This window comes from Aliamphritea spongicola, assembly GCF_017051665.1.
GTDB lineage: Bacteria > Pseudomonadota > Gammaproteobacteria > Pseudomonadales > Balneatricaceae > Amphritea > Amphritea spongicola.
Window position 1 is genome coordinate 175985 of the sequence record NZ_JAFIDL010000006.1, and the last position, 20967, is coordinate 196951.

At 50.5% G+C, this 20967-nt stretch carries 26 protein-coding genes; 14 read left to right on the plus strand and 12 right to left on the minus strand.

Translation table 11 applies throughout. The annotated features are described in order from the left end of the window. Positions 1 to 13 precede the first annotated feature (13 nt). The 3 genes from JYB63_RS17180 (at position 14) to JYB63_RS17190 (ending at position 1914) form a co-directional block, all read left to right on the plus strand. Positions 14 to 469, plus strand: a complete 456-nt coding sequence (locus JYB63_RS17180; protein ID WP_205659136.1) for a GNAT family N-acetyltransferase — start codon at positions 14 to 16, stop codon at positions 467 to 469. A 192-nt stretch (positions 470 to 661) separates the two neighbouring features. Continuing rightward, complete coding sequence (locus JYB63_RS17185) at positions 662 to 1528, plus strand: phytanoyl-CoA dioxygenase family protein (protein WP_205659137.1); 867 nt, start codon at positions 662 to 664, stop codon at positions 1526 to 1528. 44 nt (positions 1529 to 1572) lie between these two features. Then, positions 1573 to 1914 (plus strand): Fis family transcriptional regulator, encoded by a 342-nt coding sequence (locus JYB63_RS17190; protein WP_205659138.1) that lies wholly within the window; start codon positions 1573 to 1575, stop codon positions 1912 to 1914. Positions 1915 to 2031: 117 nt separating this feature from the next. Here the strand turns inward: JYB63_RS17190 and JYB63_RS17195 are convergent, their stop codons facing one another. Continuing rightward, positions 2032 to 2454: an Lrp/AsnC family transcriptional regulator gene (locus JYB63_RS17195; protein WP_205659139.1), complete on the minus strand. Its 423-nt coding sequence runs from the start codon at positions 2452 to 2454 to the stop codon at positions 2032 to 2034. 398 nt (positions 2455 to 2852) lie between these two features. Between JYB63_RS17195 and JYB63_RS17200 the strand changes: the two genes are divergently transcribed. Next, entirely contained in the window at positions 2853 to 3290 is a 438-nt protein-coding gene (locus JYB63_RS17200) for a universal stress protein (protein WP_205659140.1), read from the plus strand. A gap of 9 nt (positions 3291 to 3299) precedes the next feature. Beyond that, complete coding sequence (locus JYB63_RS17205; protein ID WP_205659141.1) at positions 3300 to 4856, plus strand: alanine/glycine:cation symporter family protein; 1557 nt, start codon at positions 3300 to 3302, stop codon at positions 4854 to 4856. 86 nt (positions 4857 to 4942) lie between these two features. On the opposite strand, the gene JYB63_RS17210 is transcribed toward JYB63_RS17205, so the two are convergent. Continuing rightward, the gene (locus tag JYB63_RS17210; RefSeq protein WP_205659142.1) at positions 4943 to 6559 is read right to left on the minus strand and encodes an ABC-F family ATPase; all 1617 of its coding nucleotides are present in this window, start codon (positions 6557 to 6559) and stop codon (positions 4943 to 4945) included. Positions 6560 to 6744: 185 nt separating this feature from the next. On the opposite strand from JYB63_RS17210, the gene JYB63_RS17215 reads away from it, so the two are divergent. Then, complete coding sequence (locus tag JYB63_RS17215; protein WP_205659143.1) at positions 6745 to 7242, plus strand: DTW domain-containing protein; 498 nt, start codon at positions 6745 to 6747, stop codon at positions 7240 to 7242. Between the two features lie 137 nt (positions 7243 to 7379). Here JYB63_RS17215 and JYB63_RS17220 read toward each other — a convergent pair whose 3' ends face one another. Then, complete coding sequence (locus JYB63_RS17220; protein WP_205659144.1) at positions 7380 to 7766, minus strand: DUF1425 domain-containing protein; 387 nt, start codon at positions 7764 to 7766, stop codon at positions 7380 to 7382. 68 nt (positions 7767 to 7834) lie between these two features. Between JYB63_RS17220 and JYB63_RS23530 the strand changes: the two genes are divergently transcribed. Both JYB63_RS23530 and JYB63_RS17225 read left to right on the plus strand, forming a co-directional pair. After that, complete coding sequence (locus tag JYB63_RS23530; protein ID WP_272873591.1) at positions 7835 to 7957, plus strand: hypothetical protein; 123 nt, start codon at positions 7835 to 7837, stop codon at positions 7955 to 7957. Positions 7958 to 8173: 216 nt separating this feature from the next. Then, positions 8174 to 9103, plus strand: coding sequence for an exopolyphosphatase (locus JYB63_RS17225; RefSeq protein WP_205659145.1), 930 nt, complete (start codon positions 8174 to 8176; stop codon positions 9101 to 9103). A 116-nt stretch (positions 9104 to 9219) separates the two neighbouring features. On the opposite strand, the gene JYB63_RS17230 is transcribed toward JYB63_RS17225, so the two are convergent. The 4 genes from JYB63_RS17230 to JYB63_RS17245 form a co-directional block, all read right to left on the minus strand. Further along, positions 9220 to 10293 (minus strand): hypothetical protein, encoded by a 1074-nt coding sequence (locus JYB63_RS17230; RefSeq protein WP_205659146.1) that lies wholly within the window; start codon positions 10291 to 10293, stop codon positions 9220 to 9222. A gap of 186 nt (positions 10294 to 10479) precedes the next feature. Continuing rightward, positions 10480 to 10914, minus strand: coding sequence for a helix-turn-helix domain-containing protein (locus JYB63_RS17235; protein WP_205659147.1), 435 nt, complete (start codon positions 10912 to 10914; stop codon positions 10480 to 10482). 10 nt (positions 10915 to 10924) lie between these two features. Then, positions 10925 to 11236: a type II toxin-antitoxin system HigB family toxin gene (locus JYB63_RS17240; RefSeq protein WP_205659148.1), complete on the minus strand. Its 312-nt coding sequence runs from the start codon at positions 11234 to 11236 to the stop codon at positions 10925 to 10927. A gap of 162 nt (positions 11237 to 11398) precedes the next feature. Next, positions 11399 to 12955 (minus strand): trimethylamine methyltransferase family protein, encoded by a 1557-nt coding sequence (locus JYB63_RS17245; protein WP_205659149.1) that lies wholly within the window; start codon positions 12953 to 12955, stop codon positions 11399 to 11401. Between the two features lie 188 nt (positions 12956 to 13143). Here JYB63_RS17245 and JYB63_RS17250 point away from each other — a divergent pair, with 188 nt between their 5' ends. Beyond that, positions 13144 to 14001 carry a LysR family transcriptional regulator gene (locus tag JYB63_RS17250; protein WP_205659150.1) on the plus strand — a complete coding sequence of 286 codons (858 nt, stop codon included), beginning with the start codon at positions 13144 to 13146 and terminating at the stop codon, positions 13999 to 14001. A 146-nt stretch (positions 14002 to 14147) separates the two neighbouring features. After that, positions 14148 to 14786 carry a LysE family translocator gene (locus tag JYB63_RS17255; protein WP_205659151.1) on the plus strand — a complete coding sequence of 213 codons (639 nt, stop codon included), beginning with the start codon at positions 14148 to 14150 and terminating at the stop codon, positions 14784 to 14786. 36 nt (positions 14787 to 14822) lie between these two features. Here the strand turns inward: JYB63_RS17255 and JYB63_RS17260 are convergent, their stop codons facing one another. Then, on the minus strand, positions 14823 to 15095 hold the full coding sequence (locus tag JYB63_RS17260) for a hypothetical protein (RefSeq protein ID WP_205659152.1): 273 nt from the start codon (positions 15093 to 15095) through the stop codon (positions 14823 to 14825). Positions 15096 to 15494: 399 nt separating this feature from the next. Between JYB63_RS17260 and JYB63_RS17265 the strand changes: the two genes are divergently transcribed. After that, entirely contained in the window at positions 15495 to 16700 is a 1206-nt protein-coding gene (locus JYB63_RS17265; RefSeq protein ID WP_205659153.1) for a BCCT family transporter, read from the plus strand. A 309-nt stretch (positions 16701 to 17009) separates the two neighbouring features. On the opposite strand, the gene JYB63_RS17270 is transcribed toward JYB63_RS17265, so the two are convergent. Continuing rightward, complete coding sequence (locus JYB63_RS17270) at positions 17010 to 17990, minus strand: NAD(P)H-binding protein (RefSeq protein WP_205659154.1); 981 nt, start codon at positions 17988 to 17990, stop codon at positions 17010 to 17012. 275 nt (positions 17991 to 18265) lie between these two features. On the opposite strand from JYB63_RS17270, the gene JYB63_RS17275 reads away from it, so the two are divergent. From JYB63_RS17275 to JYB63_RS17285, 3 genes are all read left to right on the plus strand, one after another. Further along, entirely contained in the window at positions 18266 to 18649 is a 384-nt protein-coding gene (locus JYB63_RS17275) for a VOC family protein (protein WP_205659155.1), read from the plus strand. A 116-nt stretch (positions 18650 to 18765) separates the two neighbouring features. Further along, positions 18766 to 19083: a helix-turn-helix domain-containing protein gene (locus JYB63_RS17280; protein WP_205659156.1), complete on the plus strand. Its 318-nt coding sequence runs from the start codon at positions 18766 to 18768 to the stop codon at positions 19081 to 19083. A gap of 172 nt (positions 19084 to 19255) precedes the next feature. Continuing rightward, positions 19256 to 19606 carry a DUF4870 domain-containing protein gene (locus JYB63_RS17285; RefSeq protein WP_205659157.1) on the plus strand — a complete coding sequence of 117 codons (351 nt, stop codon included), beginning with the start codon at positions 19256 to 19258 and terminating at the stop codon, positions 19604 to 19606. A 58-nt stretch (positions 19607 to 19664) separates the two neighbouring features. Here the strand turns inward: JYB63_RS17285 and JYB63_RS17290 are convergent, their stop codons facing one another. The 3 genes from JYB63_RS17290 to JYB63_RS17300 form a co-directional block, all read right to left on the minus strand. Next, complete coding sequence (locus JYB63_RS17290) at positions 19665 to 20126, minus strand: hypothetical protein (RefSeq protein ID WP_205659158.1); 462 nt, start codon at positions 20124 to 20126, stop codon at positions 19665 to 19667. Positions 20127 to 20221: 95 nt separating this feature from the next. Beyond that, positions 20222 to 20515: a type II toxin-antitoxin system RelE/ParE family toxin gene (locus tag JYB63_RS17295; RefSeq protein ID WP_205659159.1), complete on the minus strand. Its 294-nt coding sequence runs from the start codon at positions 20513 to 20515 to the stop codon at positions 20222 to 20224. Between the two features lie 3 nt (positions 20516 to 20518). Continuing rightward, positions 20519 to 20779: a type II toxin-antitoxin system Phd/YefM family antitoxin gene (locus JYB63_RS17300; RefSeq protein ID WP_205659160.1), complete on the minus strand. Its 261-nt coding sequence runs from the start codon at positions 20777 to 20779 to the stop codon at positions 20519 to 20521. Positions 20780 to 20967 lie beyond the last annotated feature (188 nt).

The window sequence follows — 20967 nt, forward strand, 5'->3', positions numbered from 1 at the left end:
AGGTGCTTTGAGCATGGTTACAACTGAATGGCGCTGGCAGACATTCACGCAGTTAAGTAATACCGAGTTGTATGAAATTCTGGCGCTACGTCAGCAGGTTTTTGTATTGGAGCAAACCTGCCTTTATGCGGATATGGATCATAAGGATCAGCAGTGCCATCACCTCAGTGGCTGGTGTGAAGGTAAGCTGCAGGGGTATTTGCGGGTGGTACCACCGGGGCTGGTTTATCCGGAGGTTGCGCTGGGTCGTATTCTGACCGCTGAATCTGCCCGGGGTAGCGGGCTGGGCAGGCAGTTGGTCAGCCGGGCGCTGGATGAAGTGTCTTTACTGTATCCCGGACAGTCGGTGCGGATTTCTGCACAGCTGTATCTGGAACGTTTTTATGCCGGTTTTGGTTTCAGGACGGTGTCTGATCCCTACGATGAAGATGGCATTCCTCATATTGAAATGTTGTTGCAGTCCCCCTGAATAAGGCTGCCCGACAGTCGTTAACAAGTTTGGTTTGTTTATTTACGACGCTTTTTGTATTTACGACCTCTTGTTCATTTACGACAAACTGGCCTGTCTCTATCAAAATTCCCCGCTCTGTTCCCTTGAGCAGAGCTTTTGTGCTGCGCTAAGCTGCGGCCAGTTATTACGGTTAACAGCAGGGTTTCAGGTGTGGATATTATTCAGTTAGATCAGCCTATCAGTGATGCTGAGCGGGCGGCGCTTTTATTTGCCGGTCATTTACTGGTGTATCGCCAGCGTCCTGCTATGCAGCGGATGATTGCCTATACCCGGGAGTTACTGGAAGACGAATTGCAGGGGCTTGATCCGGTGACGGTGCAGAAACATTTATCCCGGGAAGAATTTCTCGAACGGGTTGGCGCCGTGCAAACCCGCTTTCGCACCAGTGAAGATGCCAAGCTGATTTTCTTTGATGTGTTACGTGAGTGTGGTGTGACGACCGAAGAGTGTTATTACGATCATTTTCCGCTGAGGGTGGTCCCGTTTGATGCCACTCATAATGGTGCGCACCGGGCGGCTATCGGCCATCACCGGGATACCTGGGGCAGCAATGTTCAGTGTCAGCAGAACTGGTGGGCACCGGTGTTCAGCCTGGAAGCGGAGCGCACTATCGCCTTTTATCCGGATTACTGGGAAAAACCGTTGGCGAATAACACCGCCACCTGGAGTTTTGAAGAATATCTGGCGACCCGCAAAACCGCACAGCCGGAACGGGGCATTGCCTATCCGTCGGCCCCCCGTCCGTCTGAAACGGTGGATGAATCCGGGGTGGTGAAGGTAGTTATTCAGCCGGGAGATGTGCTGGCATTTTCCAGTGCCCATTTACATGCCAGTGTGCCAAATACCACGGATGCGATCCGTTACAGTGTGGAGATGCGGACTATTCATCAGAGTGATTTAGATGCAGGCCGGGTCGCACCCAATGTGGATAATGCGGCGACTGTACCTATGTATCGCTGGTTCCGGCACGTGGAAAGCCGTCAGCCTCTCAGTCAGTCTTTTAGTGTTGAGCGCTGAACCGGAGTACACTGCCGGTTTTTCTGCGGGTGTAGTGGGTGAGTATGCGTAAAACTGACAAAAAGCTGGATAATCAGATCTGTAAAACCCTGACAGTGGTGTGCGAAACAGCGCTGGAGCATATCTATGGTTTTCAGTGGCTGACCCACCGGGTTAACTATCAGCGTTTTCCTGCCTCTTTAAAGATTGCCTGTGTATTCAGTGATGAGTCTGACCTTGAGCGGATTCGCATGCAGCATGAAGATACCAGCCTGCGTAACCTGATTTGTGATGCCCTGGCGGATATCGGTATTCAGCTGGCACATCCTGAAGAACAGATCTACTTTGACAGCGAAGAGGCCTGTGAGGCATCCCATCAGGGTAACTGGGCCCGGCGGCTGGGCTGAGCTGGATACAGGGCTTACACTAGCCAGCACTATTATTCTTTGATTCGGGAGAATATACCTGAGTACCGGTCAGTAGCTTAAGTTTGTGGCGGGTTATCAGTGAGTTTGTCGGTTATTTCATAAGCACGATTTCAGATCTTTAAGCACCGGGTGGGTAACAAGATAAGACATCTTCGGTAACTCACTCAGCCGAATTCTCACGGTATCCAGCTGTTCCATGGTGTCGGCTTCGGCATAGACAATCAGATCAATGTCTCCGGTAATGGAGCGGCAGTCTTTCACTTCTTCTATCTGGCTGATCAGTGGCAGCAGTTTGTCGTAATCAAGGTGGGTGAAGTTCATCTGGAAATAGGCGGCGACCTGTTTTCCGGGGTTACGCAGTTCTATTTTATAACCGCTGACAATGCCTTTGTCTTCCAGCCGTTTCAGCCGGCCGGCCACGGCTGTTCTTGATAAACCAATTTTACGGGCCACTTCGGCGTTGGATTGCCGCGCGTCTTCGCTCAGGTGCTGGATGATCAGCTGATCAAACTTATCCATATGCTTACTCAGGATTCAGATTGTTCTGACAAACTTTACCATATAAAAAATCATCCTTGGGCGCTGGGCCGTCCGATTGCTGAAATTTGGTAAACCTTGCTAAATCGGCGTGTTTACTGGTGAATTGGTGAATTTTTATTCTCTGATTAAGGCAATTGTAAGGAGGTTTTTTCCGGTATGTAGCTCATAAGCTGCGGTTGATACAGCAGAGCCTGAGCGTAGAAAAATTTGTGCCGCGTCGATTCGAAGGCCAAAAAGATCGTTTCGGGTTTTTAATACGACGAATCGCGCTGTAAAACATCTGTTTGTCAGGGGATCATTGACCGGTCGTGTCTGAGACCGGTCGCAACAGATCGCCGGATACGATGCATCCATACAAAAACAATAAAGGTGCATACATGTCTAATACACTTATCGTTGGCCTTGATGGCAGTGAATCCGGTTCCCGGGCACTGGCTTACGCAAAACGGCTCGCCTCCCTTATCCCTGACTGTACCCTGGAACTTGTCTACGTCATTGAGTGGACACCCTACAGTTTTCAGACCCCTGAAGAGAACGCCTCGCGGCATAAACGCCGTGAACAGGAAATCGCTGTGGCTACGTCGCGGGTGATCGATCCTGCGGTGAATACGCTGAACACAGAAGGTTTTACCGCGAATGGCCGGGTGATGCATGGCGATGCTGCAGAGCTGCTGAATCTGGTGGCGGTTGAAGAAAAAGCCGATCAGATTGTAGTGGCCCGTTCATCCAGAGGTGGACTGACGTCACGTCTGTTTGGCAGTGTGACAGCCAATCTGGTGATGAACGCAAGCGTACCTGTAACTGTGGTTAACTGAGGCAAGGTCATGAATAATAAAAACAAAATCTTCTATGCTCTGAGCGCGCTGGTGCTGTTAATGCACAGTAAAATGGCAATGGCCAGCGTTGATGAAACCGTAAACGAAGCATTCTCCTGGGCGACCGGCTGGTTTGTCGGGCTGATTTTTGCGCCTTTACCGGGCACAAGTTTCCCATGGATCGTACTGTGGCTGGTAATTGGTGCCTCAGTATTTACGCTGTATTTCGGCTTTATTCAGTTCCGGGCGGTGGGTCATTCCATTGCGCTGGTAAAAGGCGAGTATACCAACCCCCGGGATGCCGGTGAGGTAAGCCACTTTCAGGCGCTGGCCACTGCACTGTCCGGTACGGTCGGTCTGGGTAATATCGCCGGTGTGGCAGTTGCTGTCAGCATTGGTGGTGCCGGTGCGACGTTCTGGATGATTCTGGCCGGTTTATTGGGCATGGCGTCCAAGTTTGCCGAGTGTACTCTGGGTGTTAAATACCGGAATGAATACAGCGACGGCACGGTTTCCGGCGGCCCTATGTATTACATTTCCAAAGGTTTTAAAGAACGTGGCCTGCCAGGCGGCAAGATACTGGCGGCGATGTTTGCTGTGTTCTGTATCCTCGGTTCCCTGGGGGGCGGTAACATGTTCCAGGCTAACCAGGCCCATGCACAGATCAGCGGCATCGTCGGTGACTATCCGGGCTGGATTACCGGTCTGGTATTCGCGGCAATCGTGTTTGCTGTGATTGTTGGCGGTATCAAGTCGATTGCCCGGGTGACGGAGAAAGTGGTTCCGTTCATGGGGGTTATGTATGTTCTGGCGGCGCTGGTTATTCTGCTGATGAATGCGGATAAAATCGGCTGGGCGTTCGGTCAGATTATTGAAGGTGCTTTCACCGGTCTGGGCATTGCCGGCGGTTTTGTCGGGGCGCTGATTCAGGGCTTTAAACGGGCAGCGTTTTCGAACGAAGCGGGTGTCGGTTCTGCCGCCATTGCGCATTCTGCGGTTAAGACCAATGAGCCGGTTACCGAAGGCTTTGTGTCTCTGTTAGAGCCATTCATTGATACCGTGCTGATCTGCACCATGACTGCGCTGGTGATCATCATTACCGGGCAGTTAATGACTGATCCTGCCACCGGTCTGTACATGCTGGGTGAGAATGGCCGTATTCTGACGGCTGACGGCTCTTCAGGGGTGGCACTGACATCTGCAGCCTTTGGTTCTGCATTCAGCTGGTTCCCTTATATTCTGGCGGTAGCGGTTGTACTGTTTGCTTTCTCCACAATGATCAGCTGGTCTTACTACGGCCTGAAAGCCTGGACGTATCTGTTCGGTGAAGGCCAGTCCAAAGAGCTGGCGTACAAGCTTATGTTCTGCGTATTCATTGTGATCGGTGCTGCGGCTAACCTTGGCCCGGTGATCGACTTTTCTGACGCCGCGATCTTTGCCATGGCGGTGGTGAACATCATTGGTCTGTACTTCTTACTGCCAGTGATCAAGCGGGAGCTGAATTCTTATCTGTCCCGTCTGAAAACCGGTGAGATCGTGAAGTTCAAAGGGGCTACTGCGAAGTAATCTCTGATTGCCTGAGTTATCAGGTGAAATAAAAAAGGCCGCGACTTTCGTCAGCGGCCTTTTTTGTGGGGGGTTAAAGAACAGAGCTACTTCTTCGATTTAGCCGCTTTTTCTTTGGCGTCCATGTGGGCCAGATATTCTTCATAGGTGCCCTGGAAGCTGAACAGCTTCTGGTCACGGATATCGATGATCTGGGTCGCCAGCGAGGATACGAATTCACGGTCGTGGCTGACAAAGATCAGCGTGCCTTCGTAGTTTTCCAGCGCCAGGTTAAGGGCTTCGATGGATTCCATGTCCAGGTGGTTGGTTGGCTCGTCCATGACCAGCACGTTGGTATCGCTCATCATCAGCTTGCCGAACAGCAGGCGGTTTTTCTCACCACCGGAGCAGACTTTTACTTTCTTCTTGAAGTCGTCTGCGCTGAACAGCAGGCGGCCCAGAGTGGAGCGGACGATCTGGTCGTCGTGGCTCGGTTTACGCCACTGGCTCATCCAGTCGAACAGGTTCAGTTCGGTTTCAAATTCGGCATTGGTATCCTGCGGGCAGTAGCCCAGTGTGGCACTTTCAGCCCACTGGATGGTGCCATGTTCCGGTTGAAGTTCGTCCATCAGACAGCGCAGCAGGGTGGTTTTACCTACACCGTTCTCGCCGATAACTGCCAGCCGGCTGCCGGCTTCCAGAATCAGGTTACCGTCGCTGAATAACTGCTCACCTTCAAAGCCGTGACCCAGTTCTTCCAGTACCACAGCCTGACGGTGCAATTTCTTTTCCTGATTAAAGCGGATGTACGGGTTAGAACGGCTGGACGGTTTGATTTCTTCCAGCTTGATCTTGTCGATCTGACGGGCCCGTGAAGTGGCCTGTTTTGCCTTGGAGGCGTTCGCAGAGAAACGGCTGACGAACTGTTTCAGATCGGCGATCTGGGCGCTTTTCTTCGCGTTGTCGGCCAGCTGACGTTCACGGATCTGGGTAGATGCAAACATGAAGTCATCATAGTTACCCGGGTAGACACGCAGCTCACCGTAGTCGATGTCAGCCATGTGGGTACATACCGCGTTTAAAAAGTGACGGTCGTGAGAGATGATGATCATGGTGCTGTTACGTTCGTTCAGCACGCCTTCCAGCCAGCGGATGGTGTGGATGTCCAGGTTGTTGGTTGGTTCGTCGAGAAGCAGGATATCCGGATCAGAGAACAGGGCCTGTGCCAGCAGTACCCGCAGTTTCCAACCCGGTGCCACTTCACTCATCGGACCAAAGTGTAGGCCCAGTTCGATACCGGCGCCCAGCAGGATTTCACCGGCACGGCTTTCCGCGCTGTAGCCGTCCATTTCTGCGAACAGGGTTTCCAGCTCAGCGACTTTCATGCCGTCTTCTTCAGACATTTCCGGCAGGCTATAAATGCGGTCACGTTCCTGCTTTACTTCCCACAGTTCTTTGTGGCCCATGATTACAGTGTCGATAACACTGTATTCTTCAAAAGCGAACTGATCCTGGTGCAGCTTACCCACCCGCTCGTTCGGGGTGATGCTGACGTTACCTGAAGTCGGCGTCAGGCTACCGTCCAGAATCTTCATGAAGGTTGATTTGCCGCAACCGTTGGCGCCGATCAGACCGTAACGGTTTCCGTCACCGAATTTGACCGAGATGTTTTCGAAAAGAGGTTTGGCACCAAACTGCATGGTGATATTGGCGGTAGAGATCAAGAGAGTTGTCCTGCTGTAAACCGGTGGATTCTGGCCTCAGGCGGGGTATTATCCCGGTGGGCCGCAAAAGCCCGACACTATAGAGTTTTGGCCGCCTGAGGTCGAGTGAATTTGTGTGAAATTTGTACACAGAAGCCGTCTGTAAGCGCCTGCCTGTGTATTCCCTTTAAAAGAACTGAAATATTGTGAAAATTTATCTGCTAACACATCCGCGGGAACTGCCAAAACCGACCAATACCGGCAGGCTGGTGACTGAGGTTTTAGGGGAGTCAGCACGGCTGGTGGAATGGTCCAGAGTTGAGCCGGATGAAGAGCTGCTCAGGCTGGCTGAAAAAGGCGCTCTGGCGCTGATTTATCCCGGAGAGGGCAGTACAGAGCTTTCGACGGCGCTGGCTGACGCCGGTTTATCTGCCCGGCTTAAAGGGCTGGTGGTGCTGGATGGTACCTGGCAGGAGGCCCGCAAAATGTTTAATAAAAGCCCGTATCTGCAAAATCTGCCGCGTATTGCTTTGGAGGCTAGTGAAGCGTCCCGCTATAACCTGCGGCGTAATCAGAAAGCGGAAGGTTTATGCACAGCGGAATGTGTTGTTTATGTATTACAGGTGTTGGGGCAGGAGGTTGAAGCAGACAGGCTTAATGGCAGGCTGGAAGAATTTATTGAGGGTTATGCGAGCCGGAAATAACTGTTCGGAAAAGCCTTTTCTGTTAATTGAGTGTAGGTTGAGTATTGTGGGATCGAACGTTCCTTGCATACGTAACAGGCCCGCCTGGCGAGCCTGTTGTCATTCACAGGGCATTAGATGTGCTGCTATGGAGCTGCTTACATACCTGGCTTATCAGAAATTAATAACCGGTAATCCACTGCGTCAGGGTTGCTGGCAATACGGCTGATCACAAGGGCATCATCCACGCCGGTTGCTACCAGTGTTTCCCAGCGCGATGACAGGCCCTTAACCTGATTACCGTCCTTGTCCAGCCAGATGAAGCGGAAGTAATAGCTGTCTGTCATAACCCTTGAGCTGTGAACGAGTACTGCTACCCGCAGTAAATCACCCTCGGTACGGCCCTGGGTAATATTACGGACCTTCATATGTGTGGCTGTTCCCGGAGAGAACTCAATGTGTGAATAGTCGACCGGCTGAGTTTGCAGCATATGGCAGCCAGTCAGTAGCAGTCCGGCAAGAAGGGTTAAAAAAAGTTTGTTCATGTAGTCTTCCTCAGGCTTTGATGCCAATCCTCTTAAGACAAGTGTGTAATTTGTACCGGTGCCTGTATATGCACAATGGTGAAGCCGGTTTAAGAGATCAGATGGTCAGTCTGCTGCCTGTTTATCGCTATCTGAAACAGCAGTTAATCAATTCTTCTGAACGTCTGAGCGAAACGCGCTTATCCATGTAACAGGTTGTTTCTAAAGTGGCTAGGTTAACTCACTTTGTGTATCGGTTACATCTGTCTGAAGGTTTTTTAATCAGGCATTGTTAGATATTCGAATTGTCTGATTTCAAATACCTGTTTGAACAGGAGTCCACGGGATGGGTATAGGGGTGATTGTACTTTAAGAGGGCTTTCATATACTCGGATGATTACTCTATGACCTGGTAAGGGATGTTACAGATGGAAGATACCCAATATCGACTCGTTACCCGCAGTGATTTTGATGGTTTGGTCTGCGCTGTATTGTTGAAGCATATTAATCTGGTTGATGATATTAAGTTTGTACATCCCAAAGATATGCAGGACGGCACCGTAGATACGTCTGACCGGGATATAACAACGAACCTGCCTTACGTGGATGGTGTGCACCTGGCCTTCGACCATCACCTTTCTGAAACCCTGCGTAATGAAGCCCGCGAAAATCATATTATCGATCCGGATGCCCCTTCAGCGGCCCGGGTGGTGTTCGATTACTACGGCGGTTTCGATACTTTCCCCCGTGCCTGGGACGACATGATGAAGGCGGTGGATAAAGGTGATTCTGCTGATTTTAATATGCAGGAAGTACTGGAGCCCTCTAACTGGGAGCTGCTGAACTTCCTGATGGATGCCCGGACCGGTCTGGGACGTTTCCGGGAATTCCGCATTTCTAACTATGCGCTGATGATGGATCTGATTGATTACTGCCGTCACCACAGCATCGAAGACATTATTCAGTTGCCGGATGTTCAGGAACGGGTAGAGCTGTACTTTGAACAGCAGCATAAGTTCAAGGAGCAGATTGAGCGCTGTTCAACGGTACATGGCAACCTGGTGGTACTGGATCTGCGTAACGAAGAGACCATCTATGCCGGTAACCGGTTTATGATTTATGCGATGTTCCCGCAGTGCAATATGTCGATTCACGTACTTTGGGGCCTGAAGCAGCAGAACACGGTATTTGCTACCGGTAAGTCGATCTTTGATCGCAGTGCCAAAACCGTGGTTGGTACTCTGATGCTGAAATACGGTGGCGGTGGTCATGACGCGGCCGGTACCTGCCAGGTGGCAAACGATCAGGCTTCTGAGGTGCTGGGTGAACTGATTGCCCAGATTAATGCCGACGGCTGACCTCTTTCAGTAAACAGACAGCACAGGCAGGCTTTCTGCTCTTGCTGTCTGTTGATGGCTTTCTTACCCTTTCACCGCTTGCCGGTTTCATCCACACGGGCTGTGCATTGTTCGGCTTACTGTATTCTCAGACCTGCCCGTTCCGCATCTTCCAGTAAATGGCCGACGCATTTTTCCAGGGTGTGGCTGGTGTTAATAAAGCTGAATATCGGTGATGGGCGGTGAACGTACATGGTCAGACAGGCTTCCCGATAGGTATCGATATCCTCTGCACTGAGTTCGTTTTTACGGCTCAGAATTACATCGGCAGGAGCATCTAGCTGAATAAACCAGTGTGTGTTAGGCGAAACGTTCAGCAGTTTTTGCCAGTGACTGCGCAGCGCGGCGGGCTTATCTTCAAAGCGTAAGTTTTCAATGATGTAATCATGGAAGAAGCGGTCACTGAAATAGTAGCTGCCGGCTTTGCGGGCCTGTTTCAGTAAGCCCGGATAACGCCGTCGGGCGATCGCCATCATTTTCAGCCCGTGCTGATCATTATGCTGGTTTTTATCATAGCCTTTCCCTTCGCGCAGCTGCGTCAGAAAGTGGTTCAGCTGATAGCCCAGGCTTCCCCGGAACAGTTTTTTAAACCGGTAATAGTGGCTGTTACCGGCAATCTTTTTTTGTACGGCAGTGATCAGGGTGGTTTTGCCGACGCCGTCCGGGCCTATCACCGGGATGATGTCTGCACTGATTGCCGAGAGCTGTTCACTGTTATCTGCAGCATGCAGCTCAACCCCGGGCAACTGGCTGAACAGGTTTTCTGTTTCCCTGTCAGGCGCTGTTTCGAGTGAGCCCTGCTGAATCAGCGCGGCTATTAGAGGAAGGTTTTTCTGGTCCAGCAACGCCAGATCAATGATGGCTATCTGGCCGTCAGACAGAGGGATTTCCGTATGGATATTCAGGGTTTCTTCTGGCCCTTCAGCAGGTCTGCAACGGATGGTTACCTTGCCGGTGGTACGGGAGTCTATGCAGAAGCTGAAGCCGTTTTGGCTCAGGCAGCGTAGCAGCGACGCCAGAAAATCTGTATAGGCGCTGCTTGCAAGCAGCAGTTCAGTGCTGTGAGGTGCTGTATCAGCTTGCGGCAAAATAATTGCCGTCAGGTGTTGCTGCTGGGAGATATTACGGATGTATTGCTGGATGACCGACATAATAAAAAAATCTGCTAAGAAACTGAGCCCGGCAGCATTTTATCAGGGGGATGTTAAGACGGGTACTTAAAAGCGAGCTTACCGGCCGGGATTTTTTGATATGACGATATGCAAAGTAGTCCCTGTTTTCACAGAGCGCTTCAGGAGTGCACCTTGTCTCTCAGATAAGCACAGGTGCAGGTTTTATCAGCGTTCGAAGAACATTGCTGGCCGGAGTCCAAACCGTGCAGATAGCTTCTCGATAGCCTGACGGCTGAGCACCCGCTTACCATTCAATACTTTGGAAACCATTGTCTTATCGCCGATTTCCGGCAGGTCGCTGCCTGTCAGGTTGTACTGACTCATTAAAGTACGGAGCAGGGCAATATCTGCGGGTATCGCTTCAGCTTCTTCAATAAAAGCGGTGAGTTCATCATCCTTTGCTTCGTATTGCTCAATAGCGTGGCTGATCATATCGATCAGGGGATTCATAGAATCGTCCGGGGTATCAGCAGCGGTCTCCATTATTTGTTCCAGAGTTTCCAGTGCTGCTTCGTACTGTTCGTCTGAATCAATGTTAATGAAAGGATGGGCTGTAGCCATAAATTGCTGGTATGCATCTACAATTGCTAACTGTGCCATAACATTGCCTTTAATCTTTTTCTTTCATGTATTTCCGGGTTAGCTTGTCATAGTCCGCATGATTCACGATATGTTTGATATACATGCGTTTATTCACAAACTGGATAAATGCAACTACCCGCAGGTTGTTGCCTCCCACATCTAATACCCACCATTTATCTTTATATTTAAAGTTGTCTAATGACGGGAAAACAGCTTTCAGTTCTTCAGGGCTGTGGAAATCCGTTTTATGCAGCACTCTGAACATTTCCAGTAATGCTGCCCGGTCATTTGGGTATTTCTTTGCAGCATCATTGAAAGGCTTTTTGGAGATAACATTCATGAGTCGTTCCTTGTTGACTATATGTCAACTGTGAACTCTGGTTGACTTATTGTCAACTTTTGTCTTTTCTACTTGCTATAACCAGCGGGGAACTAATAGAGGTGAGGGCCTGTTTAGCCCGGCGTATTTGCCGGGCTTTTAGCAGGAGGGGAGATAGCTGCTTTAGTGGGTTTCGTTCAGGGCGTCAGCAGCTGGGATTTCTGATTCACGGCGGGCAATGAAGTCCTGTAGTTCGTCATTCTTGGCGTCATCCAGTTTCGGTTCCTGATATTCGCTGAGCAGTTTCTTCGCGTAGTTCAGTGCACGCTCGGTGATTTCCTTGGCGCCTTCTGCTTCCCATTGTTCATAGGAGTTGTTGTCGAACAGTTTCGGCATGTAGAAGGCCCGTTCGAAATTTTCCATGGTGTGGGAGTGGCCCAGGTAGTGGCCAGCTGGGCCTACATCACGGACAGCCGCCAGCGCTTCGTCGAAGTCATCCCAGCGCAGGCCTTCGGCCATGCGGTAACCCATGCCACAGACATCGGCATCAACTACAAACTTGGCCATGGAGCAGTGCATACCTGCTTCGTTCCAGCCGGCGGAGTGCCAGATGTAGTTAGCACCGGACATCAGTACTGCATTCATAGTCATGGCGCTTTCGTAGCCTGACTGGGCATCAAAGGTTTTTGCACCGCCCAGGGTGTTGGAGGTCCGCCACGGGACATCGTAGAAGCGTGCCATCTGGCCGATCATGAAGTTCATCAGGCTGATTTCCGGGGTGCCGGCCATTGGTGCACCGGATGCCATGGATACGGTGGACAGGTAATGTCCGTAGATTGCCGGCGTGCCCTTACGGACCAACTGGGTATAGGCCAGTGCGGAAAGGGCTTCAGCATTCAGCTGGACCACCGTTGGTACAGTGGATGCCGGGGTGTTTGCACCGCCCAGTACGAACGGTGAACAGAGGACCGGCTGGTTATATTTGGCGAAGGCCCGCATGGCACCCAGCATGGTTTCATCCCATACCAGCGGTGAGTTACCGTTGATGTTACCGGTGGTCACCGGGTGGGTTTGCATGAATTCTTCGCCGAAGAGGATGGCACACATCTTCATTACATCTTCAGCATTCTTACCGGAGGTAGTCATGCCCATGAAGGTTTTATCGGAGTGCTTCATGGATGAGTAAGTGATGCGCAGGTGCCGGTGGGAAACCGGGTGGTCCATCGGCTCGACGATGTGGTGTGCGGTGGAGTGCAGCGCTGGCAGCATATGGGCCAGCTTGTGGAAATCCCCCAGGTCGTTCAGGGTTGGCCAGCGGCGTTTGTCTTCCAGATCCCGCAGGAAAGGTGCACCGGTCATGGGAACAAAGATCGAGTTGTTGCCGCCCAGATCGACATTCTTCTCCGGGTTACGGGCGTGGTAGGTGATTTCTGACGGGATGGAGGAGATCAGCTCGCGGATCATACCCCGGTCAAACTTAACCAGTTCACCTTCAACGTGGGCACCGGCATCTTTCCACTGTTGCAGGGCAATCGGGTCGCGGAACATCACACCGACTTCTTCCAGAATCCGCATGGATTCATGGTCAATGCGTCTGATCTGATCATCGTCCAGAGGTTCGGTCAGTGGCAGGCCACGGCTCAGACCCGGCAGCATGGTATCAGGGGTTCTGGAACGTAATTCACGCAATGAGGTGCGGGCGCTGCCGCGACGGCGACGGGGTTTTTCTGCAACAGACATAAGGGCTGGCTCCGGTATTTTTATGCTGAGACTCTGACATGATGGCTGGCCGGAGAGGCCCCGGCGTGGGCAGTTTCATGGACAGGTTTCACGTTAGTTGGACAGCTAAGCTGTGATGCAGAAAACTTTACAGAGCGGCCACCTACCCGTAAATTGAGTAATTTCTATAGTTGCTATGAGGATTTCTGGTGGCCAGTGTAATCAATATGGACATCGCTGCGTTGCGCAGCTTTGTTCTGGCAGAGAATCTCGGATCGTTTTCAGCGGCAGCGGTTGGTCTGCACTGCTCGCAGTCGGCGTTGTCACTGCGCATCAAGAAACTGGAAGAGCAGTTAGGCTGTGAACTGTTTCACCGTAATTACCATACGCTGAAGCTGACTGCTGACGGCGCAATGTTGCTGCCGGAAGCGGTTAAGGTGCTGGCCGGTCATGATGCGATGATTCAGGTGGCGCAGAATAATGGCAGCAGTGACACCATCCGGCTGGGCATTCCGGAGGATATGACCGCGGGTTTTTTCCATAACTTTCTCGCTAATCACGATGAATATGTGGATAAGATCGAGCTGAGCATGCACCTCTGTCGGGATCTGGTGCAGATGCTGTGTGAAGGGGAGCTGGATATTGCCCTGATCAATGCCATGCCGGATTATCAGGGCGGTGAGGCCATTGCGTCCCGTGAACTGAAGTGGGTATGTGCGCCGGGGTTTGAGTATCAGCCGGATCAGCCATTGCCGCTGGCGCTGCATCCTGAGGGGTGTATTTTCCGGGAACATGTTTTTAAAACCCTGAACGCTCTGGGCCGTCCGCACCGGGTGATGTTTTCTGCCCAGGGGTCTATCAGTGTGCAGGCGGCTGTGGGTACGGGGATGGGGTTATCCGTTATGGCTGAGGGGATCATTCCTGATTCTCTGAAGGAAGCACCGGAAGAGTGGCGTTTGCCGGCGCTTGGGCAGGCGGATATCCGTATTTATCAGATGGGGCATGGCTCACCGTTTCTGGCAGAGTTTATTGAAACCCTGCGCCGTGAACTGCCTAAGGTGATGTAAGCATTGGGTATAAATTCAGACTGAAACTGGCGTAATCCAAAATCACTGCTATTGTTTTGTGTCGGCCTGAATTCTTGTCCTGAACTGATCGTCCGGATTCTCAGCCTGACATAACTGACAGCGATGTTAACAATGCAGGAGTGCGTATGAGTCTGGAAATTTGGTTGGCCTTTGTTCTGGCGACAGTGGTGTTCTGTATAATTCCCGGCCCCACGGTGATTCTGGTGGTGGGGCAGGCAATTGCCCATGGGAAGAAGTCTGTTGTGCCTTTGGTTGCCGGCGTACTGGCCGGTGATTTTACTGCCATGACCTTATCCGTAATCGGCCTGGGAGCGATTCTGGCAGCGTCTGCCAGTCTGTTTCTGGTGCTGAAATGGTTCGGTGTGGGGTATCTGATTTATCTGGGGATAAAAACCTGGCGGCAGACACCGCAACAGTTTGCCGACGCGGATTTTGAAGGGGCGCAGGACGTTGGAAAGAAACAGGGCCGGAGTATGTTCCGTTCAGCATTTCTGGTTACCGCGCTGAACCCTAAGGATATTATTTTCTTTGTGGCATTCCTGCCGCAGTTTATTGATCCGCACACCGCTGTATTTCCGCAATGGCTGATTTTGATGGCCACTCTGCTGTGTCTGGTAGGGATAAATATCAGTGTGTATACGTACTTTGCCGGTACGGTACGTCAGCGGATTCAGAGCTATCAGGCCCGCAAGCGGCTGAACCGGGTGGGTGGCACTGCGCTGGTCAGTGCCGGGCTGATTACTGCAACCTTACAGCGCAGTTAGCAATGTGCTGAAGAGGGGGGAAGAAGGTCAGCCTGTTCAGGGTTGATCTTTTTTCTCAGTAGCCTGTTCAGTTTCTTCTGTTTGCTCTTCTACTTTCTGCTGCTCAGCAGCGTCTTCTTTAATATCCATCCTGCGGATAATGATGAACGAGATACCTTTCAGGGAAATGTAGTAGAAGGCTGCAAATGCGATTCGCAGGGTGGAGTCGACGTCACGGGAAACCAGCATTTCATTCATGATGATCAGCGGAATCAGACCGACGATCAGAATAACCCAGCTAACCTTGGTGGTTTTTTTCATTTTAAACATGTCGACTCCAGGGGGATTACAGTGCTCTGTTCCCCTTACGGCGGGGCGATAAATATTTCTGAAGCGGGATTCTGCCACATTTACCTGCCTTTTGCCTGTTCTTCCTGAGATGAGTTTTAGCCCTTTGGTTGGCGCTTTATCTGCTCGCTTCTCTGTTTTTGTTAACTGACCGAAAACGACCTGAAAGGCCCGTCTGGCCTGCGCCGGTTGACTTTCTTATAGGGGCATGAGATTTTTATTAAATGACTATTTAATTAAATGGTCATTTAAAATAAAAATTGCAGTTATTTCAGTTGTTTATCCCGTTTTATGGAAGAAAACAGATTTTATGTCTGCGCAGTGAGTGTGCAAATCGGGGGCTGTTTCTGCAAACAATAACAACAACCGCAAGGAGTGTTTATGAACACTTTACTGAGTGCAGGGATCATTTTTACCCTGCTCGCAATCGTGTTTTGTCTCTATCGCTGGGGTAATCTGAAATGCGTCGGGGTGACGCCGGTAAAAACCTTTACCTTCATCGCCATTCTGTTTACATCCGGTCTGGATGTGGGGCTGATCATGTTCCCGCTGACCGAGTTTGCAGGATATGCCGACACCGCAACCAGCCCTGAATATGCCTTCAGTAACCCGCTGGCAATTGAGTTTGCCTACTGGGGATTCCTGATCTGGGGCTTCTATTTCCTGACCAGCTTTTATTTCTGCGTGATCGAACCACGGGTGGGCTTCTTTGAAATCCCGCTGGTGAAGTGGATCAATAACGTGGTCATTATCGGTACCTGCGCATTTACCGCGTATCTGTTGTTGACGAACCTGCCCTGGTATCTGCCACAGCTCAGTGAAGAGGGCAGCATTGTTGCCACCTTCTATGTGATTGTATTTGCAGTGATTATGGCGGCAGTTTTTTCGAGCACAGATATTAAATACGTGCGTATTCTGAGTCTGGCGTCGACCTGGCTGTTCCTGGCGCTGATCGCAGTGATGTGGATTCTGGCAGCGATGGGCCCGAACGAGATGCTGGATGCAGCAAATCTGATCGGCAACTACTTCGTAAATATCCATAAGTTCGTGCTGCCGCTGAATGATTACCATGCCTTCTACCTGTTCTGGTGGTTTGCCTGGAGCATCATGATTGGCCAGTTCACGTCACGTTTTGTGGGCGGTCTGCGTACCTGGCAGGTGCTGGCGGCGCTGCTGATCTTCCCGTCTATTCCTCTGGCGATCTGGTTCAGCGTACTGTACTTCTACCATAACAACGGTCTGGACAGTTCCGGCTTCGTGGGTATCTCGATGGTAATTGTGGGAATTACATTTGTAATCAACTCACTGGATTCCCTGATCCGTCTGTATACCGATAACCTGAACCTGACCACCTCACGGGTGGGCCGTTCCAAGTACATCATCGGTAACCTGGTGGCGCTGTGTGCCCTGACCATGCTGTTCAAACTGAATTTCCTGGAAATTCAGTGGGTAGGTGCGCTGGTAATCGGTCTGTACTTCAGCTGTTTCGCTTACATTTTGCTGAAAAAACGCAAAGAAGTGGCGGCTATTCAGAGTTCTCCGGAAGGGCGTGAGCTTAATTTCGAGAAGATTGAATCCGTGCACTAAAGGAAAAATCCCGCTCAGAAACCGATGTTTCTGATTAAAAACCGCGGTGCTCTCAGTCAGATGGGAGACTGCGGTTTTTTTATATCTGCAGTTTGTCGCCGCAGCTGTTATGTGAACTGTATTGATGAGTGTCCGGATATTCTTAACCCGGGTAAGCGTGGTATTACGTTTTTAGATAAGTGGACTGCCGGGCTTATTGCCAACAGGAGGCGGTAGTATGGGTAAGAGAAGTATTATTCAGGGGGAAACGATGTGGGGTCAGACCTTTGGAAAAAATCCCCGGCTGATTGCCAGCCGGGGATCTGTGTATCAGCTCTTAACCGCAGCTGCTTCTTTCATGGCGTCTTCGCCTTTTTTCCACAGGTTACCCTGCCACAGTTCTTCCAGACCTGTTTCGCCGGACGCACCTTTGGTGGTCAGGTAGTCGTAGTAAGACGTAGGTTTGTGGCCGGTCAGGTTGTAGAAGTCCGGGCTGCAACGGCAGTAGAAGCCATTTACCAGGTATTCGAAGAATTCCGCACGGGTCGCACCGAAGTCTGCTTCGAAGCTTTCCATTGACTGCGGACGATACTCGATTTCTTTATCCATCGCACGGCCCAGATCCGCGGCGATTTCAGCCATGGTCTGTGGCTGCGGGCCGGTGATGTCGTAGAACTTGTTACCGTGGCGCTCAGGGCCTTCGCTCAGTACAACCGCTGCTGCTTCTGCAATGTCACGGGTCGCAACGAAAGAGTTACGGGCATTGCCCAGCGGGTTGGTGAACCAGCCTTCCTGTGCAATGTTGTCGCAGTCGGTTTTCAGCAGGTGGTTCATGAAGAAGTTGTTACGCAGCACGGTCAGGTTCAGACCGGCATCGATCAGGGCTTTCTCACCCCACCAGTAGTGTTGCAGCATCAGCGGGATTGACGCACCTTCACGGGAAGAGTGCTGGTCGGCTTCGTAAGACGCTGTATTGGTATCCGCGCCCATGCAGCTTACACGAACAACGTGTTTGATGCTGTCGGTACGGTTACCCAGTTCTTTACAGAAGTTCAGGTGGCCTTCCAGCATTGGATCCAGTGACGCAGAGTAAATCGCGCTGACGCCTTCCAGTGCAGCATCCCAGGTAGCGGCATCATTCAGGTCAAAGAAGACGGTTTCATCAGCACCCACGGCTTTCAGGTCGGCAACTTTGGATTCGCTGTGATAGCAGGCACGGACAGTAAATTCACCAGCCTGGGACAGGCGGGCAACCAGTTCTTTACCGATACGGCCGGTAGCAGAAGTAACCAGAACAACAGGTTTGGTCATGGGATGTATCTCCGGGTGTAAGTGTGAAATCAGTGTGTGCGGTATGGGTTCGTCAGCAGATCTTAATTGCTCTGAACCTGATATGTGCATGTACCCTATGCAGCCATGATCCTAAGGGATTGGGCTTTGGTGTAGGGCCAGTTTGCTCGCTGTCGTAGAGCCTGTCGTAAAGGGGCATATGAGATGCAGGCGGTGTACCTTCCAGTTACTATAAATTCATGTAATTGGGAATTATTATTATTTAAGATGAGGTAAATATCCTGACGGAGAATTGTATGGGTACTCTATCGCCTGAAGCACTGCAGGTAACTGAAATTAAGGCCTTTGTGCCGGCAAAAGACTTTGCGCTTGCGAAGCAGTTTTATACTGACCTTGGCTTTACGCTAGCGTCTGACGGAGGCGGTATCGCGTATTTTTATTATGGCAACAGCAGTTTTTTGCTGCAGGATTTCTATGAGCCGAAACATTGTGAAAACTTCATGATGCATTTATTGGTGAGTGATGCTGCCGCCTGGCACAGCCATGTTGTCAGCAGCGGTATTGTGGAAAAGTATGGTGTGAAGGTGTCGGATGTGACTGAGCAACCGTGGAAGATGCTTGATTTTGTGCTGACTGATCCAAGCGGGGTGCTGTGGCGAATTGGGCAAAATATTGAGTGAAGGTTGCAGTTTTGGTGACCAAAGGCTGTTCGGTGCGTGACTACTCATATTGTTGGTCTACATTATGAGTAGGGGCACCGGTAATGTGCCGGTGCAGGTTATCCAGGAAGGACTCCATGAGTAGCCAGAGTTTGTTAGATGAATTAAGCAGTGCCTTAAGCGAGGCTTGTCAGTTTATTCAGGGAAAAGAGGTGTTAGAGTCCGCTGAGCCGGACGGGCAGCACGTCCCTGAAATTACTGCCGAAGATATTCTTCAGCTTCGGCAGGCATTACACCTTTCACAGTTAGAATTTGCCGCCTTATTACACACGACCGTCACTACCCTGGAATCATGGGAACATGATCTGGCGAAGCCGAATGATCAGGCTGTGACGTTAATTCGTTTGATTAAGGACCATCCGGATACGCTGGCGTATATCGCCGAACAGGGGTAACCGGGGCTTTATTGCTGACTGTAATGAGGCGTTTGTTCTTCGTGTCAGGCATTTCAGCCTGGCAGAGGTCGCCTGTTTCTTTGTAAAAAACGCTGCAGATACTTGAGTCACTGAGCTGTGCCGGATAGATTGATAACCTTCTCTTTCAGTTATCGGCTTGTGAGGCAATAGAATGGATAATGGTTCGGCTCAGGATGTAAACGAAGTGTCTCAGGATGCTAAAAACATGGCATTACTGTCGTGGATAGGCACTTTTTTTCTGGGATTCATTCCCGGTTTACTTTTGTATCTTCTTAAGACTGACAGCCCCTATGTGCAGGATCAGTCGAAAGAATCCCTGAACTGGTCGATTACCGCGATGATTGCCTATTTTGTCGCCTTCCTGCTCAGCTTTATTGTCATCGGCGTTATCCTTATTCCGCTGATCGGCCTGTGTCACCTGATCTTTTGCATCATGGGGGCGGTGGCTTCTTCTAAGGGCAAGCCGTTCCGGGTACCGTTTGCAATCCGCCTGATCAAATAAGAATTCAGCTTACTGGCAGACAGCCTTGCAGGAGTCTGTCTGCTTGTATGACTGACGGTTATTTTGCCGCAAGAATGCCTTCAATTTCTTCGATAAAACCTTTCAGCATATTCAGACATGTAACTGCATCTTCTTCCGCCATATCGTTGCCTTCGCGCAGAACGTAACGGGCATCATCCAGATCGGTACGGTGTGAGAAGTAGAAAGTTTCTTTCCAGAATTTAGCGGCAACCGCTTCTTCTGTTTTCAGGTACTCACAGGCAACGGCAGCGTTATTCACACTTGGCAGGGCAGCCAGTGCCTTGTGTTTGTATACTTTCACAACAACCCCTTCCGGCCAGTGTTGCAGGCGTACATCCAGATCATATTTGATATCTGCATTGTCTTTTTTGACGCAGACCTTCTTCACCTCGAAAGATCCCTGCCACTGAGCGAACATATCGCCGTTGAAAATTTGGGTTTCAATGTGAGTAAAATAGTTTTCGATTTGCTGGTTAATCAGGGAGATTTCGGCAGACACGGCAGTGCACTCGTAACAGTTAAAAGGGGAATAAGGTTACTGGTTTGGCGGTGACTGTTCGACTGATAAATACTTATCGGGTGATTAGTGCTTTTTTATGTATCGATATGATGATGAGGGTCCATCGAGTGGTGCAGAACTCTTAAGATAGTGAGGGTATCTTCGCTGATGACGAAATAAATAAGATGGCGCTGAAACGGGAAACTGTAAATGCCGTTTCCAAGTTCCGGGCGATGTTTAGCTGTTTTCGGAAAGACAGAAACATGCGTCAGTGTTTGCTGTAGCCGGGTAATATAAGCATCTGCCTGAATCCTTCCCCAGCGATACACTGTAAAATCTATGATTCCTTCCAGATCTTTCTCAGCTTTATCCGTAAAGCTGTACTGCATGGTTTAATCCCCCAGGCGGTTTCTGAGCCGGTTGATGACTTCTGTGCCGTCACTGATGCGGCCGGCTTTTATATCCTCTAATCCTTCTTCAAGTTCAGCCTGCAGCGTTTCCATATGTAGCTGATGAAGGCGTTTATATTCTTTTGCGGATAACACAACGGCGACGGGCTTGCCGTTTTTATTGATTCCAACCGGGCCGCTCTGAGCTTTGAGAATCAGTTCTCCGAATTCCCGTTTGGCATCACTGGCGTTGAGCGTTTCCATTCGTACTCCAGAGTAATTAAATTGATCATTTTAATCAGTATAAGTTGAAAACAGACTCTGTGCCATCGGGGGGAAGATTGCAGATTTCTTTGTTATTCCTGCGGGAGATATGCCTTTGTACTCCGATTGAGTTAAACCGAACTGATGAGTTTTGTTCGGAAGTACAATTGTGATGCGGTGTGTGAACA